This is a genomic window from Priestia sp. MDV22-iso46 (assembly GCF_058629175.1).
Map to the genome: position 1 here is coordinate 2,277,787 of NZ_JBZVWT010000001.1, position 16,187 is coordinate 2,293,973.

Annotated in this window: 16 protein-coding genes; 3 read left to right on the plus strand and 13 right to left on the minus strand. The window is 38.6% G+C overall.

Features of this window, described 5'->3' with window-relative positions:
• Positions 1-87 precede the first annotated feature (87 nt).
• From opp4C to AC4NPH_RS11570, 8 genes are all read right to left on the minus strand, one after another.
• Positions 88-1,002, minus strand: a complete 915-nt coding sequence (gene opp4C, locus AC4NPH_RS11535) for an oligopeptide ABC transporter permease (RefSeq protein ID WP_013055411.1) — start codon at positions 1,000-1,002, stop codon at positions 88-90.
• An 11-nt stretch (positions 1,003-1,013) separates the two neighbouring features.
• On the minus strand, positions 1,014-1,979 hold the full coding sequence (opp4B, locus tag AC4NPH_RS11540; protein WP_013055410.1) for an oligopeptide ABC transporter permease: 966 nt from the start codon (positions 1,977-1,979) through the stop codon (positions 1,014-1,016).
• Positions 1,980-2,006: 27 nt separating this feature from the next.
• A complete protein-coding gene (gene opp4A / locus AC4NPH_RS11545; RefSeq protein ID WP_098196971.1) occupies positions 2,007-3,746 on the minus strand; it encodes an oligopeptide ABC transporter substrate-binding protein in 1,740 nt (579 codons plus the stop codon).
• A gap of 43 nt (positions 3,747-3,789) precedes the next feature.
• Positions 3,790-4,773, minus strand: a complete 984-nt coding sequence (locus AC4NPH_RS11550; RefSeq protein WP_013055408.1) for an ABC transporter ATP-binding protein — start codon at positions 4,771-4,773, stop codon at positions 3,790-3,792.
• Positions 4,773-5,795: an ABC transporter ATP-binding protein gene (locus AC4NPH_RS11555; protein WP_013055407.1), complete on the minus strand. Its 1,023-nt coding sequence runs from the start codon at positions 5,793-5,795 to the stop codon at positions 4,773-4,775. The genes AC4NPH_RS11550 and AC4NPH_RS11555 overlap by 1 nt, the downstream gene beginning before the upstream one ends.
• A gap of 226 nt (positions 5,796-6,021) precedes the next feature.
• A complete protein-coding gene (locus tag AC4NPH_RS11560) occupies positions 6,022-6,795 on the minus strand; it encodes a DUF2268 domain-containing putative Zn-dependent protease (protein ID WP_013055406.1) in 774 nt (257 codons plus the stop codon).
• 105 nt (positions 6,796-6,900) lie between these two features.
• Entirely contained in the window at positions 6,901-8,142 is a 1,242-nt protein-coding gene (gene fabF, locus AC4NPH_RS11565; protein ID WP_013055405.1) for a beta-ketoacyl-ACP synthase II, read from the minus strand.
• Between the two features lie 39 nt (positions 8,143-8,181).
• Positions 8,182-9,120, minus strand: coding sequence for a beta-ketoacyl-ACP synthase III (locus AC4NPH_RS11570; protein WP_013055404.1), 939 nt, complete (start codon positions 9,118-9,120; stop codon positions 8,182-8,184).
• Positions 9,121-9,376: 256 nt separating this feature from the next.
• On the opposite strand from AC4NPH_RS11570, the gene AC4NPH_RS11575 reads away from it, so the two are divergent.
• On the plus strand, positions 9,377-9,577 hold the full coding sequence (locus tag AC4NPH_RS11575; RefSeq protein ID WP_029324750.1) for a hypothetical protein: 201 nt from the start codon (positions 9,377-9,379) through the stop codon (positions 9,575-9,577).
• Positions 9,578-9,605: 28 nt separating this feature from the next.
• On the opposite strand, the gene AC4NPH_RS11580 is transcribed toward AC4NPH_RS11575, so the two are convergent.
• From AC4NPH_RS11580 to AC4NPH_RS11590, 3 genes are all read right to left on the minus strand, one after another.
• Entirely contained in the window at positions 9,606-9,800 is a 195-nt protein-coding gene (locus AC4NPH_RS11580) for a ComZ family protein (protein ID WP_029324748.1), read from the minus strand.
• Between the two features lie 78 nt (positions 9,801-9,878).
• Positions 9,879-10,763: an NAD-dependent epimerase/dehydratase family protein gene (locus tag AC4NPH_RS11585; protein WP_013055402.1), complete on the minus strand. Its 885-nt coding sequence runs from the start codon at positions 10,761-10,763 to the stop codon at positions 9,879-9,881.
• A 181-nt stretch (positions 10,764-10,944) separates the two neighbouring features.
• Positions 10,945-11,685 (minus strand): hypothetical protein, encoded by a 741-nt coding sequence (locus AC4NPH_RS11590; protein ID WP_013055401.1) that lies wholly within the window; start codon positions 11,683-11,685, stop codon positions 10,945-10,947.
• 209 nt (positions 11,686-11,894) lie between these two features.
• Here AC4NPH_RS11590 and AC4NPH_RS11595 point away from each other — a divergent pair, with 209 nt between their 5' ends.
• Together AC4NPH_RS11595 and AC4NPH_RS11600 are read left to right on the plus strand one after the other, a co-directional pair.
• Entirely contained in the window at positions 11,895-12,083 is a 189-nt protein-coding gene (locus AC4NPH_RS11595) for a YjzD family protein (protein ID WP_013055400.1), read from the plus strand.
• A gap of 203 nt (positions 12,084-12,286) precedes the next feature.
• Positions 12,287-13,171 (plus strand): NAD(P)-dependent oxidoreductase, encoded by an 885-nt coding sequence (locus AC4NPH_RS11600; RefSeq protein WP_013055399.1) that lies wholly within the window; start codon positions 12,287-12,289, stop codon positions 13,169-13,171.
• A gap of 42 nt (positions 13,172-13,213) precedes the next feature.
• On the opposite strand, the gene galT is transcribed toward AC4NPH_RS11600, so the two are convergent.
• A complete protein-coding gene (gene galT, locus AC4NPH_RS11605) occupies positions 13,214-14,737 on the minus strand; it encodes a UDP-glucose--hexose-1-phosphate uridylyltransferase (RefSeq protein WP_097813394.1) in 1,524 nt (507 codons plus the stop codon).
• Positions 14,738-14,767: 30 nt separating this feature from the next.
• Positions 14,768-15,946, minus strand: a complete 1,179-nt coding sequence (locus AC4NPH_RS11610) for a galactokinase (RefSeq protein ID WP_013055397.1) — start codon at positions 15,944-15,946, stop codon at positions 14,768-14,770.
• Positions 15,947-16,187 lie beyond the last annotated feature (241 nt).

Here is a 16,187-nt window from a genome sequence, read left to right on the forward strand (position 1 = left end):
AAAAAATCCGAGTTTCTTCTATAGTAATAGGTTTGTCAGGAGGTCTGACAAACCTAAAAAAATCTATCACACTTTTGTGATAGATTTTTAACGAAGAGATTTGGGATTCAAAGCATCTTTTAATCCTTCACCAATGAAGTTGATAGCTAGGATCGTAAATGTAATAGCTAAACCTGGCGGAACCCACATCCAAGGCTTATTCTGCAGCACATCTGATTCCCTTGCTTCTGTCAGCATATTCCCCCAGCTTGGCGTATCAGCCGGCACGCCAAAACCGATAAAGCTAATCGCTGACTCAAACACAATAAGGATCGCCATTTGCAAACTGGCTTGAACCACAATCGTTGAAAATACATTTGGCAGCAAATGTTTAAAGATGATTTTAAACGGGCTGCACCCAATGGAAACAGCTGAAAGCACATATTCATTTTCTTTTTCAGCCAAGATTTTGCTTCGAACCAACCGGGCCGTACTTCCCCAGCTTAGGAAACTAACAACTAGGATAAGCGTCCAAACGCCTGAGATCTTTCCAATTAGGATTGTATTTAACACTACAACGAAAACAATTAGCGGAAAGTTTAATACAAAGTCTGTAAAACGCATTAAGAATTGATCCACTTTGCCTCCGTAATAACCCGCAATCGAACCAATAAGAGTTCCGATTAAAATAACGAGTGTTGTACAAGCAACTCCAATCAGTAACGAAGTTCTTCCTCCATACAATGTACGTGCAAATACGTCTCGCCCATTAGTATCCGTTCCAAACCAATGCTCACTAGAAGGCGCTGCATTCATCGCCATATAGTCGATACGTGTAATATCTGCTTTTGTAAGCAGCGGTGCAAAAATGGCAAGAAGCGTAATCACAATCATAAAAGCTAAACTTATCATGGCTAGTTTATTTTTAACAAACTTCTTTCGCGCAATCGCCCATGGAGAAAGGTTTTTAGGAGCTTTCATATTCACTTCTGGCTGTACATCTTTTTTCGTTACAATTTCCATACTTTCTCCTCCTAATCCAAACGAATACGCGGATCTGCTACGCCGTATAACAAATCAGCAACCAGATTCCCAACCAGTGTTAAAATTGAAAACAACATTGTAAGCGACATCATAACTGAGTAGTCACGAGTTGCTACAGAGTCAACAAACAACTTTCCGATTCCTGGATACGTAAAGATCGTTTCTGTAATGATAGAACCGCTAATGATTGTTACAAGATCAAACCCTAAAAACGTAATAAGCGGAATCATTGAGTTGCGTAAGATATGAACATTATAAATTTTAGATTCTTTTGTCCCTTTTGCTCTAGCTGTGCGTACAAAATCTTTGCGACTGTTTTCAATAATATCATTGCGCAAAAATTGGGTATACTGCGCGGTCGACATCAAGCCAAGAATCAGCGCGGGTAATATAACGTGATGAATTCTACTTTGAATAAATTCCCATGATCCCTCTTTCAATCCTACTTCAACAGAACCGCTAAATGGAAACCAACCTAACTGAAAGGAAAATAAATAAATGCCTACGATTCCTGCGATAAACGATGGAACCGCTAATGCAAAGTAATTATATCCTGCAATAAAGTTATCTGCTAAGGTATACGGTTTTCTTCCTGCATACATACCTAAAATAAATGCAAACACATACGTAATCAAAAGCGAAGTCAAAGCTAAAAAGATAGTATTAGGCATACGCTCTAAAATAATATCTAATGTCGGTAACTTATGAGTTGTTGACTTTCCTAAATCTCCTTGTGCCACTCCCTTTACCCAGTTCCAATATTGAACGTAGATAGGATCGTTATATCCTAGCTTATCACGCATTTCCTCAATGTATTTTGGATCTGTATTACTAGGGTTGATTTCTCCCCCAAAAGGGTCCCCTGGCATCATTTTTGCCAGGGAAAACACAACAAAGGAGATCAGAATCAACATTGGAATCATCCCTAAAATACGTCTTAGTGAGTATTGCAGCATCGTTGACTCTCCTTTACATTAAAATACTTATTCCGTTACAGACCATTTCTCCGGATCTACAACTACCGTTGATGGATCTAGAGTTACGTTTTTCACACGCTTATTCACAGCATAAATATTGATATTTTCCCATAAAGGAAGTGCTGGCAGCTGCTCATTAAAGAATTTTTGCCATTTTACATATACATCTTTACGGTATTTATCATCAAATGATTTTTCACTCAAACCGTCTTTAAGCATTTCATCAGATTCCTTATTTACCCAACGGCCATAGTTCCATTCAGCATCAGAGCTCCATAATCCTGTAGGATCTGGATCTGAACCAGTGTCCCAAGAACCAAAGAACGCCTCTAACGCCTTATCGTCGTTATCTTTCATTTCATTGTACAAGTTAAATTCAACAAGTGAACCCGTTGCTAATTTTGTTTTAATACCAATATCATTCCATGCTTGCATAATAGCCTTCGCACGACCCTCGAAGTTGGCTGGACCAGCATAGTGACCGAATGAGATCGTAAATGGTTTTCCGTTTGGATCTTCTACAAAACCGTCATTATTCTTGTCTTTATAACCAGCTTCAGCTAATAATTTTTTAGCTTTTTCAGGACTATACTTGTACTTTGTTAAATCTTTTTGGTCAGCAGCAATCCAGAATACAGACGGAATAACTGTGTTAGAAACAACCGCTTTGTCGTTCATAAATGCTTTTACCATTGCTTTTCTATCTATTGCATAAAGCAATGCTTGACGAAGTTTTAGATCTTTGAACTTTTCGTAATCATCTACGTTTTTACCAGCTTTTTGATCACGATGTCCAAATCGTAGACCAATATACGAATAACTAGTTGATTTCCCTTCCAAAAAGTCTAAGTTTTCTGCCTTTTCAACTTGCCCTAGATCAGCTGGGCGAACATCCATAATGTCGACATCGCCTTTTTTCAATGCTCCGGCGGAAACAGATGGATCCAGTACTTTTACAACAACACCATCAAGGTGAGGTTTACCTTTCCAATAATCATCATTACGTTCCATTTGGACATATTCACTTGCTACCACTTTTTTCACTTTAAACGGTCCAACACCAATAGGCTCTTTACGAACTTGTTTGGACTCTGCAAGATCTTTTACAGCAATTCCTTCATAGTACTTTTTCGGCATTGGATACGGCCACAGATTGTCTAAGTTATTTACACGAACTTCTTTAAACGTTACTTTAAATGTTTGCGGATCTACTACTTCAACTCCAGAAATAGAATCCGCTTTGCCGTCGTGATATTCTTGAGCGCCTTTAATATGCTCAACGTTTACATAGCGTGGACCTGTATAGTCTTTATCGGCAATCGTTTCATACGTATATTTAAAATCATCTGCAGTTAATGGATCTCCGTTATGCCACTTAATGCCCTTCTTTAATTTAAACGTGTAAGTTAATTTATCACCACTCACGTCCCAAGTAGCTAAGTCAGATTTAATCTTTAATTTCTTATCATAAGTAAAGAGACCTTCATTGATAAATTCTAAGATTTGGCTATCATATGCACTACCATACAATGCGTACTCAAAAAGCCCTTCCGGCGCTCCGTCAATCCCATACGTAATCGTTCCGCCATCTTTTGGCTTGTCTGTTTTCGCACCTTCAGTTTTTGTTTCTCCGCCTTCTTTATTACTAGAAGATGAAGAACTGCTTCCACCGCTGCATGCCGCTAGAAAAAGCGATAGCACAAGCAAAATGGAAAAAAGTGATAAAAACGATTTCTTTTTCATCATGACGTTCCCCCTATTTAACTAATAATCTGTTCGTATGTAGCTTTTACGAGTTATATAAATGGCAAGCTACTTGATGGCCAGGTCTCACCTCCTTTAAGGCAGGTTTCGTTTGGGCGCACTCTGCCATGGCATGTATACAGCGAGGATGAAACGCACAGCCTTTTGGCGGATCAATTGGACTTGGGACATCTCCCTGTAAAATAATACGCTGTTTTTTCTTTCGCGGATCTGGTTCAGGTATAGCCGATACAAGCGCTTGCGTATAAGGGTGCAATGGCTCTGCGTATAGACTTTTCTTATCAGCAATTTCCACTAAACCGCCTAGGTACATAACACCGATACGGTCACTCATATGTTTAACAACACTCAAATCATGGGCAATAAATAAAAAGGTTAGGTCGAATTCTTGTTGAAGTTCTTTAAGAAGGTTTAAAACTTGTGATTGGACAGAAACGTCGAGTGCCGATACCGGTTCATCAGCAATAATAAGTTTTGGACGAAGTGCAAGTGCACGTGCAATTCCAATCCGCTGACGCTGTCCACCGGAAAATTCGTGAGGATATTTATAGTATGCATCTTCCGGTAACCCTACTTTTGTAAGTAGATTCATAACTTCTGATTTTAATTGATTGGTTGATTTTCCTGTAAAATTCCGAATTGGTTCAGAAATAACATCTCCAACCATTTGCATTGGATTGAGGGAAGCATAGGGATCTTGAAAAACCATTTGAAAATCTTGTCTAATTTTACGGAGAGAAGTTCCTTTTACTTCTGTGATATCTTTACCATCGAAAATAATTTTTCCGCTAGTTGGTTCCAACAGTCTTAGAATCGTTCTTCCTGCCGTGGATTTTCCACAGCCAGATTCTCCTACTAGACCGAGCGTTTCTCCTTTTCGAATAGCAAAAGAAATACCGTCAACTGCTTTTACATCACCAATTTTCTTTCGAAAAAATCCGCCGTGAATAGGATAGTAGGTTTTTAAATGCTGAACTTCTAGCAATACATCTTTCACCGCTTTAGTCATTAGCTTGTCTTCACTCCTTTTGACGGATAGCTATTTTTATACAGCAGACATGCGACATCATGCCCCTGTGAATCCTGGCGAAGAACAGGCGTAACGGAACTGCAGTCTTCCATTGCATGAGGACATCGGTTAACGAAACGACAGCCTGTCCGCGGCATGTTTACAAGAGAAGGCACAATTCCTTTGATCGTATTTAATACTTCTACATCATCTTCCATGCGTGGAATTGAGTGAAGAAGCGCTTTCGTGTACGGATGTTTTGGGGCATAAAATAACGTATCAACATCTGTATGCTCAACAATTTTTCCGCCATACATGACAATCACTTCATCACACATCTCAGCAACTACTCCTAAATCATGTGTAATCATAATAATAGACATATCATTGCTTTCTTGAATCTCTTTTAGCAATTCTAAAATTTGAGCTTGAACCGTAACATCTAGGGCTGTTGTCGGCTCATCAGCAATTAAAAGTTTAGGCTGACAAGCTACCGCCATGGCAATCATGACACGCTGCCTCATTCCTCCTGACAGCTGATGCGGATATTCATCGACGAGCTTTTCAGATCTCGAAATACCAACGCTTTTTAAAAGCGCAATGCTTTTTTCACGCGCTTCCGCTTTCGATATATTCATATGATTAAACAATACTTCCTGCAGCTGATACCCAATGGTTAACACAGGATTAAGGGATGTCATCGGTTCTTGGAAAATCATTGAGATGTCTTTCCCCCGCACATCATTCATCTCATCTTCTGATAAGTGCGTAAGATTCTTTCCTTTAAATAAAACGCTTCCGCTTCTAATTTGACTATTCACTTTAGGTAATAGCCCAATAACGGATAAAGACAATACGCTTTTTCCACAGCCAGATTCTCCTACAACTCCTACAATTCGCTTTCGTCCGACTTGAAACGACACGTCGTCCACAGCATTATGCCAGGAATCATTAATGGAAAAAGCAGTTTGTAAATTTTTCACTTCTAGTAAAGGTGTTGATTCGACGGGCTTTTTATCCATTTATAGTGCACACCTCATTTTTCTAAAAATTGTTATATTTGAATAAGATATTATTACAATTTTATTACAAAATCAATATATTTTGAAAATTAATTATATTTTTTATTTTTAAAATAATGATTTCTGAATATCTCTTCGGCACTTTAACGCATAAACCTCCTAATTTTTTGTTGGAAATAGGATAAAATTTACTATTTTTAACTTCAGGTATATAGAACTTGTTTTTTTACAGTTGGAACGCAGATTTTTTTAAGATAGTATTGGTGCTAAGAGGAAGCAGCTGGGTAGTAGTTAAAGTGTGAGGCTTCATACATGAAGTAACAAGATGATAACCAATATTGTAGCCCATCATTTCTGGATACCAATTTTGACCGAATAACAGTTGATCATATTTCTTTTCGTCAGCGTGCAGATTGTAATAAGGTTTAACATGCTTTTCCCACATTTTTTTAGCTTCTTCAATGGTATAATAATTTGTCCAAGGAGCTAAATATTTTTTACCACAATACTCCTCTACAGCTCTTTCAGCTAACCCTTCCATCATCATAGCGTCTAACAAAGTAATCGTTTCATCAGATTTATTAATGGCTTTTAGCCTGCAAACGTGATGGTATTCATGGGTAAGTACCGCTAACATTTCTTCATCGGATGTATGACTTGTCATAAACACAAATAATTTATCGGTAAAAGCGACACCTGCTCTTCCGTTAAATTCACGCTGCATTTTTCGATTTCTAGGATTGCTTGGAAGCACTAACACCGCTACATCGGGCCCATTCCATGCTTTTTTAAGCTTCTCGTAATGTGCTTTAACTTTCTTCCAAACCTGTCTTTTCTTCATTTCTTCTAGTTCTTTTATAAACATTAAAGAAGGCGGACACATTCCATAGTTAAAAAGTAATTCCATATATTCTTTTTCTTTTAATTTCTTAAAATAGCGCGCAAGATAACGGCTTATTTCTTTCGGCTCCGTCCAAGTAGAAGTTGAAACAATCGGCATGTTTTCCCCTCACTTTCTTCATCCTTTTGTTTCATGATATGTTCACTGCTACTCTTTTGGTTATTAAAAATAAAAAAATTCTAGGCATCAGCCTAGAATTTTTCATTATGCTTCGTATTTTTTAAAGATGATTGTTGCATTGTGACCGCCAAATCCAAGTGAGTTGCTTAGCACCGCTTTTACTTCCTGCTTACGCGCTTTGTTTGGAATGTAGTCTAAATCGCACTCTTCATCAGGTGTTTGATAGTTAATTGTTGGAGGAAGAATACCGTCTTGAATTGCTTTCACACTAAAAATAGCTTCTACTCCACCAGCAGCTCCTAACAAGTGGCCAGTCATTGACTTTGTTGAACTAATTGCTACTTTTTGAGCGTGGTCACCAAATACTTCTTTAATAGCCATTGTTTCAAATTTATCATTGTATCCTGTACTTGTACCGTGAGCATTGATGTAATCAATATCACTTGGCTGTAGGCCTGCATCTTCAATCGCATGACGCATTGCACGAACGCCGCCTTCTCCTCCTGGAGCTGGCGCTGTGATATGGTGAGCATCTCCTGTCGAACCATAGCCCACAATTTCAGCATAAATACGTGCGCCGCGCGCTAGTGCATGTTCAAGCTCCTCAAGCACAATAACACCCGCACCTTCTCCCATAACGAAGCCGTCGCGGTCTTTATCAAACGGACGAGATGCTGTTGCAGGATCTGGATTTGTAGAAAGTGCTTTATTCGCACAGAAACCAGCAATAGATAAACGCGTGATTGGCGCTTCCGTACCGCCCGTCACCATCACGTCTGCATCTCCGCGTTGAATTACTTTAAACGCATCACCAATAGAGTTTGTACCTGTTGCACATGCCGTTACCGTACAAGAGTTCACGCCTTTCGCCCCTAAAGCAATAGAAACTTGTCCTGTTGCCATATCAGGAATCATCATCGGAATGAAGAATGGACTTACACGGCGGGCACCTTTTTCTAATAACGTTGAATATTGGTTTTCAAACGTTTCCATACCGCCAATTCCAGAACCAATCCAAACGCCAACGTTTGGAGCAATTTCTTCTGTAATAGTCAAATCCGCATCTTTAACAGCCGCCAATGCAGCTACCATTGCATATTGAGTAAAGCGATCCATCTTACGAGCCTCTTTGCGGTCAATAAAATCTTCCACGTTAAAATCTTTTACTTCAGCCGCTACTTTAGCCGGGAATTCATCTGCATCTAGTCTTGTTAAAGGACCAACGCCAGACACGCCTGCTACTGCGTTTTTCCAAGCTGTTTCTACATCATTTCCAATTGGTGTAAGCCCACCAAGTCCTGTTACAACTACACGTTTTTTATTCATCGTACATTCATCTCCTTCAGTTGCTTTAAAAATGTAGTGTTATTTTCCCCATCTAATAGCAATAGCTCCCCATGTTAAGCCGCCTCCGAAGCCAACCATTACAATTAAATCATCATCTTGAATTTTCCCTGCTTCAAGCTCATGAACAATTGAAATTGGAATCGATGCTGCTGATGTATTGCCGTAGTATTGGATTGTTTTAGACATTTTTTCTTCAGGCAAGTCTAATCGCTGTCTTGCAGCTTCCATAATACGAATATTCGCTTGATGAGGTACAAGAAAATCAACATCCTCTTTTGTTAAACCTGCTTTTTCAATTACATTAACAGCAGATTCCCCCATTTGTCGAACAGCAAACTTAAATACTTCACGTCCGTTCATGACAATATGATCAAGCTCGTTTTGATACAAGTGCTTGCCTCCCGTACCGTCGGACCCTAGTTCAAAGGATAAAATACCTCGTCCTTCTGATACAGGTCCCATTACAACTGCACCTGCTCCGTCTCCGAATAAAACAGCCGTGTTACGGTCGTCCCAATCTGTAATCTTAGAAAGCTTTTCTACACCGACCACTAATATATGCTTGTAAGCATTGGTTTCAATAAATTGCTTAGCTGTAATCATGCCGTACATAAACCCTGCACATGCGGCACTCACATCAAAAGAAGCTGCTTTTTTTGCTCCCAATTTTTCTTGTAGCATACATGATACTGTAGGAAACGGTTGATCTGGCGTTACCGTAGCAACAATGATCATGTCAATATCTTCTGCCTCGACGTTAGCTTTATGTAAAGCTTCAACTGCTGCTTTATAAGCTAAATCAGATGTGTCCTCGTTATCGGCTGCAATTCGGCGCTCTTGAATACCTGTGCGCGTACGAATCCACTCATCTGATGTATCCATTACTTTTTCAAGATCTAAATTTGTTACAACTTTCTCTGGTACATAACGTCCAATTCCTAGAACACCAGCGTTCATATCAACCTCTCCTTTAAATAAAAGGCTTATATTCCTATAAAACCTATATCCGTCATTTCATTTATCGATTATATAATCAATTATTATGAGTTGGTACTAATTTTACTTCATTTTTTATTTTTTGTCTATATAGGTGTTCGTCCTACTCAGGTATCTATCATGCTACATATAGTAATCATACGGGACCCTCTTACTCTAGTATGGGACATTAGATAAGAACTTACCCACCATTAAAATAGTGAAAGGAATGAGTATCATGGCAAGAAGACAAAGAAATGAAGCTTTTTCTGATTTTATGTTTGGAGCTAGGGGCAGAAAATCAAGAGAAGAAAGAGAGCGAGAGGAGTGGGAAAGATTATTTAAACAAATCGATGAAATTGTACTCGCCGTCGAAGAACTAGCTCCTCTTCTTAAACAGTTTGCCCCTTTAGTCGATTTATTTTCCAAACAAAAATAACAGCTCGGATTCTACCGAGCTGTTTTCTTTAGTTGTTTTCATTTTCAGCTAATGCATCTTGCTTGCCAAGCTCATAGGCGTCGCTCATTACTTTTGTTAGTAATGTCAATACCGGCTGCACGTGTTCCATTGATAACTCAACGCCTGTTTCATCTAAGATCTGCTTTGCTTCTGGCAAGTACTTCATTGCAATTTGCATGAATTGCATATTTTGCTCTTCCATAGTGAAATCTCCTTTATTAAAAAACATTTATTCCTCCTTATATTAGCGAATCTATTCTATAAGTACAACTTTCTCCTTTTAATGAAGAGGTAAAAAGAATGTTCTCATATGTTTTTTTTGCAGATAAATGCCTTCTTTAGCCGTTACTCTTGAAGAAAAATGCAGCAGTTCTTTCGCTTTCCTGCTGATTTCATATTTTTCTTGAGCCGCTTCTTCCTTCACCTCCATATGAGTAATGTTTGCTCCTGCGCTCCAAGGCTGTAACTTTTCTTCAACTAAATGAACCACTTCATATGAATATGCAGCAGTTTTACAGAGTCTAAGTGCACTGACGGCATCTTCAATATAAATAATAAAATCCGTGCCTTCCATAATGTTAAAAGCTTCTTCGTACCCGGCAATATTTTTAGAATAGCACATTGACAAAGGCTGCCAAGGTCCGTAAAGAGTCGGCGTTCTGACAATTATAATGGGCCATCCATCATCTTTATATTTTTCTATCATTCGCTCAAAATGAACGTATAGCCTTCCTTCACTACTGTCCGGTTCTGGAATCGTTGTTTCTTCAATCTTTCGCTGCTGGTCTCCAAATACGCGCATGGTAGAAACAAACACAAATCGAATGTTGAATTGACGGCATTTGTTAAGTGCTTGAATGAGCACTTGCTGGGCTTTTTGCATTTCTTGTCTTAAAAAAGCAGGATGATAAAAATCTCCTCCATCGAAATACGTGAAGTAGACAATATCCGTTTCTGAGGTAATCATATCTAATGACTCTCCTACTTCAGTCGATGCATAATTAGCGTTTCGCCCTAAGAAAAATTTCATCTCTTCCTGCAAATCATCTTCTTCTTTATGAGCAGAATGTGTATATCCTTTTACTTCTGTACCTTCGTCTAAAAAAGCCATACATAAATGAAAACCAATAAAGCGGTTTGCCCCTATTACTACTACATTTCCCATATCGCTTCCTCCAATTCTTCATTCATCATTTATTCAACAAAAAGCTTAAAGCCCTATAGTTATAGAGAGTACTCATTCCTTATTTCAAAGAAGTTCATCTGTAAAAGCATCACGAACTCTTTTTTCCTTTTATCTCTTATACAAAAAGCCCCTATGATATGTATAATCATAGAAGCTTTGCTTATAACACTTTTTCATGCTGTTTATAAAATTGGAGAAGGGACCGTTCAAACAAATAGTTTTTTTCCGGCAAATAAAGTGAAAGCATAATCGGAGAGTGAAGTTCTTCACGATGTAGTTCATATTTTTTACTGTGTGCAATTGGATAATGAGTAGAGGCATTAGGCGCGGTCCATATCTTCACGGGCAGCGTTGATTTTAATTCTGTAACAGAAGGGTACTCCTTAATTAGCTTTGATACTTGCTTCCGCTCCACTTTATAAGCTTGAGTCAAGTCCTTCGTGAATTGTTTATAAAAGAATTTATTGTTTTTTTCATGTTCTGCATGCGTATGAAGATCAATACATGGATTTAGTAAACCAGCTGATCGAATGAACGTATTCCCGTCATTTTCCATTAGCTGCAGCGCTAACAGAGCCCCCATTCCTTCAGCTAAAATATGAATTCGTTTATTTAAAATTTCTTGTTTCATTACTAAATGATAAAGTTGTTTTGCAAGGTGATATGCTTCAGGGGACCCCCAATGCCGGCCATATAAATTGGAATAAAATACTGTGTATCCTTCATCTTGTAAACATTGCAACAGCTGTGACCTTCCGCCGTGCTGAATCCATAAGCTAGTTGAACTTTCAACAAAATGATCTTTATCACCCAATACTAACACACCGAAACCATTCGGTCGTTCAGGGACATGTACGACATTCCATTGCGTATCTAAGCTAAAAAAGCGTCGATGTATCATAGCTCTTCCTCCGTAACTTACTAGTTGTTCCATACAGTGTATGATAGAACCATCAAAAAGCGCACTAGAATAATGCCTATTTCTGACTTATTGCTCTTTTGTTTCTATGTGGGAACACGCCCCTTATTTATTCATAAAAAATTCAATTTCTTATTTGACTGCTATATGCTAAAATGAAATCAAACTGTACTGTAAACGAGGTGAATAGAATGCGTGTCGTAATGGCTTTTGTTTGGGGCTTTTTACTAATGAATATGGCAGTGTACGTAATCTCTGCAATGACGGGCGGTACTTACAGTTTCGCAACCGCTTCCATCCTTGGAGTAGTTTTCACGCTAGTTGTAATTTTGATTGGAGAACTGGGTGTACCGAATAAACCAGCAAATAATCACCACTAAAAAGTGTTGGCTGTAAAGCCAGCGCTTTTTTTATCTTTTGGCATACGCTCTTCTCAGTACTTTCTTTCCTTACCTCGTATTCAAGACACAGGACTGAGAGTACTTTTCTAGATTTGTATATAGTCGGAATCATTGATTATCCCAAACTTTAACTATATAATTTTAGAATAATCAAACTATTAACTTTAGGAGTGAATACTGCTGTGACTAAAGAAAAAATTGGTTTTATCGGAACAGGCGTTATGGGTCAAAGCATGGCCGGGCATTTAATTGACGCAGGATATGAAGTCCTTGTTTATACACGAACAAAAACTCGTGCTCAAGCATTACTTGAAAAAGGGGCCAAATGGAAAGAAACCGTTCGAGAAGTGGCCGAACAATCTGATGTTATTATCACCATGGTAGGCTACCCTCACGATGTAAAAGAGATTTATTTAGGCAAAGACGGCATTATACATAATGCAAAGAAAGGCTGCTATACAATTGATATGACGACATCGAGCCCTATACTTGCTCGTGAGATTTATCAAGCAGCAAAAGAGAAGCACATTCATGCGCTTGACGCTCCTGTTTCAGGAGGCGATATTGGGGCTCAGAAAGCAACATTAGCGATTATGGTAGGAGGCGATTCTGAAGCATTCTCTGCCGTTACGCCTATACTTGAAAAAATGGGGACAAATATCGTTCTTCAAGGAAGCGCTGGTGCTGGTCAACATACAAAAATGTGCAATCAAATCGCTATTGCCTCTAATATGATGGGTGTATGCGAAGCTATACTTTATGCTGAAAAAGCCGGATTAGATCCGAATACTGTTCTAAAAAGTATTGAAACAGGCGCAGCGGGAAGCTGGTCGTTAAGTAATTTAGCTCCTCGCATGATTAAAGGAGACTTCGAACCAGGTTTTTATATTAAACACTTCCTTAAAGATATGAAGATTGCCATTGAATCAGCTGAAGAAATGGAGCTGTATACACCAGGGCTAAAATTAGCAAAATCGCTTTATGAACAGCTCGAAAAACAAGGCGATGATAATAAAGGAACACAGGCTCTGTATACCCTTTTAAAACAGCATGCCCTAACTGTATAAAAACAGGCAGCTCATTACGAGCTGCCTGTTTTTATTAATGATTTACGCTTCATTTAACGAATTCATAAAGCGACTGAATGCGAGCTGCCCTTCAGCAGTTTGTTTAAATACACCTGCATGTTCTAAAATAGTTACAAAGACCAAACCGAGCTCTTGTTGGAGAATGCTTTGGACATTTTCTGCTTCAATATGTGGATATTTTTTCTTGATTTGTTCGGCCCACTTCACGTGTTTTTTCACTTGATCATGTCTGCTGGCTAATTCGCTCAGGTTATTCTGAACTAACCCTTTGGCCACTAGACTCATTTCGTCTTTCAAACGACCGGGTAAAACCGCAAGCCCCATTACTTCAATTAAACCTATGTTCTCTTTTTTGATATGATGAACTTCTGCATGCGGATGATAAATGCCATCTGGATGTTTGCCGTTTGTTCGATTGTTTCGCAGTACTAAATCTAATTCATACAAATCTCCTCTTTTTCGAGCAATAGGCGTGACCGTGTTGTGAGGAGTTTGATCTGTAAAAGCTAAAATATCAGCACTTTGATCACTATATGATTTCCATTTCTTCAAAATGAAATCCGCTGCTTCCACCAATGGTGCAAGGTGCGAACTTTGAAGACGAACGACCGACATCGGCCAATGAACAATTCCAGCTTTCACGTCTGGATATGCTTTAAGAGAGAACAATTTATTTATTTTTGCTTTAGCCATAGGAAAATCATGATAGCCGCCTTGAAAGTGGTCATGAGTTAAAATAGATCCTCCTACGATGGGTAGATCTGCATTTGATCCTAAAAAATAATGTGGAAATTGTTCAACGAAGGCAAGCAGCCGCTTAAACGTTTGCTTTGAAATATGCATGGGTGTATGTTCACTCGCAAAAACAATGGCATGTTCATTATAATAAACATAAGGTGAAAACTGCATGTACCACAGCTCTTCCTGCAATTCCACAGGAATAATCCGGTGATTTTGACGAGCTGGGTGGTTAATGCGACCTGCATAACCAGCATTTTCTTTACAGAGAAGGCACAGCGGATAGTTGCTTTCCTTCAATGATTTGCTTGCTGCAATAGCTTTTGGATCTTTTTCCGGCTTTGATAAGTTGATGGTAATTTCAAGTTCTCCAAAGTCAGTGTTTGTTACCCATCTTTCGTTTTTAGCAATTCGATCTCTGCGAATATAGTGAATGTCTTTTGACAGCTTATAATAATAGCTTGTGGCTTTTTGAGGGCTTTGCTGATAGTGATCATAAAATGTCCGATTAACCTCTGAAGGCATGCTTGCAAAGCATCCCATTATTTTGGTATCGAATAAATCTCTATACGTGATAGAATTCTCGGCGATTCGATTGTTTTCTGCAGCCCAATCAAGCATGTTGTCTAAAATAGCAGCTGGATGTTCCAGACGTTCTTCATTGACTTCTACTATAATACATTCGTCGAGCCTTAACACTTCCAGCAGTTTATTTCTCACCACATCTATATCCCATTTTGTTAATAGATTCTTTTGTAAACCATATTGAATAAGTCGGGTGATTTCTTCATGAATGTTGACTGACATACACTCGTTCCTTTCTCTATCTGTTTTCTCTTATACTGCTTCTAATGTGAGTTCACGCGCTCCTTCTCCAACCGTCACCACATAAAATTCAGCTTCTAAACTCGTTTTCTCATAATAGGTATTCCTTACTTTTTCAACAAACCTATCAACCTGTGCTTTTTGTACGATGCTAATTGTACAGCCGCCAAAACCTGCACCTGTCATGCGTGATCCAATCACGCCTTCTTGCAGCCAAGCTGCTTCTACAAGAGCATCTAGTTCTTTCCCACTTACTTCATAGTCATCTCGCAGTGAGCAGTGCGATTCATTCATCAATTGGCCAAACCCTTTTAAATCACCGTTTTGCAATTTAGCAACCGCTTCTTTTGTGCGTTCATTTTCATATACCGCATGTTTAGCGCGCTTACAATCTACTTCGTTTTGTATCAAAGATTTGTGCTTTTCAAATTGCTCTTTGGTTAAATCTCCAAGCGAATTAATGGAAAGTGAAGTTTGCAAGTCTGACAGCGCTCTTTCACACTCCATGCGGCGTTCATTATATTTTGAGTCTGCCAGCCCTCTTCGCTTATTTGTATTAGAAATAACGAGCACAGCATCTGTTAATTGCAGCGGGCTATACTGGTATTCAAGAGTTTGACAGTTTAACAATACGGCTTGATTTTCCTTTCCCATTCCAATTGCAAACTGATCCATAATCCCGCAGCTTACGCCGATAAATTCATTTTCAGCTTGCTGCGCCATTTTTACAAGGTCCATCATATCAATATTCAATTCAAGAATTTTATTTAAAAGTACGCATGTGACTAACTCAATTGATGCCGACGATGAAAGCCCTGCTCCGTTAGGAATGTTGCCGAAAAACAAGATATCAAAACCAAAAGGAAGATCATATCCGTGCTTTTTAAAGGTGTCCATTACTCCTTTTGGATAATTAGCCCAATCATCTTCGGTTTTGTACGTTAATTGCTCTAAAGAGGATTCAATAACGCCTGCTTCAGAGAAGTTTTTAGAGTACATACGTATTTTTCGATCATGACGTTTTTGTACTACCGCATACGTTCCTATACTCAATGAACAAGGAAAAACATGCCCTCCATTATAATCAGTATGTTCTCCAATTAAATTGACACGTCCTGGCGCAAAAAAGCAGCGAATAGCTTCTGACGAATGAAATATTTGTTTGAACTCTTCGATTAATTTTTCCAGCATTTATTATCACCTATTTTAAGTAGTTTTTTGGAAACGGATTCATATGTACATTGTAAAGTCCAATTTTCCTTGCCTCAATGGTAAAATTACTATCGATAATCGGTACTTTTTTGCTTATCACTTTAAAAATGATTCTTTTGAATTGACGATGAACTACTCTTGCGCCAAAAAGGTGTTATCTTTATGTGAGCCTTGACTTGCAAATGATAAGAAAATAATAGATTTAGAGACATTCCCTAAA

Excerpts from the sequence above, each read along its gene's own strand:
- AC4NPH_RS11570 (WP_013055404.1), bottom strand. The coding sequence starts at position 9,120 with ATGAACGCTGGTGTTCTAGGAATTGGACGTTATGTACCAGAGAAAGTT.
- opp4B (WP_013055410.1), bottom strand. The coding sequence starts at position 1,979 with ATGCTGCAATACTCACTAAGACGTATTTTAGGGATGATTCCAATGTTG.
- AC4NPH_RS11585 (WP_013055402.1), bottom strand. The coding sequence starts at position 10,763 with ATGGGAAATGTAGTAGTAATAGGGGCAAACCGCTTTATTGGTTTTCAT.
- AC4NPH_RS11595 (WP_013055400.1), top strand. The coding sequence starts at position 11,895 with ATGCGTGTCGTAATGGCTTTTGTTTGGGGCTTTTTACTAATGAATATG.
- AC4NPH_RS11580 (WP_029324748.1), bottom strand. The coding sequence starts at position 9,800 with ATGGAAGAGCAAAATATGCAATTCATGCAAATTGCAATGAAGTACTTG.
- opp4C (WP_013055411.1), bottom strand. The coding sequence starts at position 1,002 with ATGGAAATTGTAACGAAAAAAGATGTACAGCCAGAAGTGAATATGAAA.
- opp4A (WP_098196971.1), bottom strand. The coding sequence starts at position 3,746 with ATGATGAAAAAGAAATCGTTTTTATCACTTTTTTCCATTTTGCTTGTG.
- AC4NPH_RS11555 (WP_013055407.1), bottom strand. The coding sequence starts at position 5,795 with ATGGATAAAAAGCCCGTCGAATCAACACCTTTACTAGAAGTGAAAAAT.
- fabF (WP_013055405.1), bottom strand. The coding sequence starts at position 8,142 with ATGAATAAAAAACGTGTAGTTGTAACAGGACTTGGTGGGCTTACACCA.
- AC4NPH_RS11575 (WP_029324750.1), top strand. The coding sequence starts at position 9,377 with ATGGCAAGAAGACAAAGAAATGAAGCTTTTTCTGATTTTATGTTTGGA.
- AC4NPH_RS11590 (WP_013055401.1), bottom strand. The coding sequence starts at position 11,685 with ATGATACATCGACGCTTTTTTAGCTTAGATACGCAATGGAATGTCGTA.
- AC4NPH_RS11550 (WP_013055408.1), bottom strand. The coding sequence starts at position 4,773 with ATGACTAAAGCGGTGAAAGATGTATTGCTAGAAGTTCAGCATTTAAAA.
- galT (WP_097813394.1), bottom strand. The coding sequence starts at position 14,737 with ATGTCAGTCAACATTCATGAAGAAATCACCCGACTTATTCAATATGGT.
- AC4NPH_RS11610 (WP_013055397.1), bottom strand. The coding sequence starts at position 15,946 with ATGCTGGAAAAATTAATCGAAGAGTTCAAACAAATATTTCATTCGTCA.
- AC4NPH_RS11560 (WP_013055406.1), bottom strand. The coding sequence starts at position 6,795 with ATGCCGATTGTTTCAACTTCTACTTGGACGGAGCCGAAAGAAATAAGC.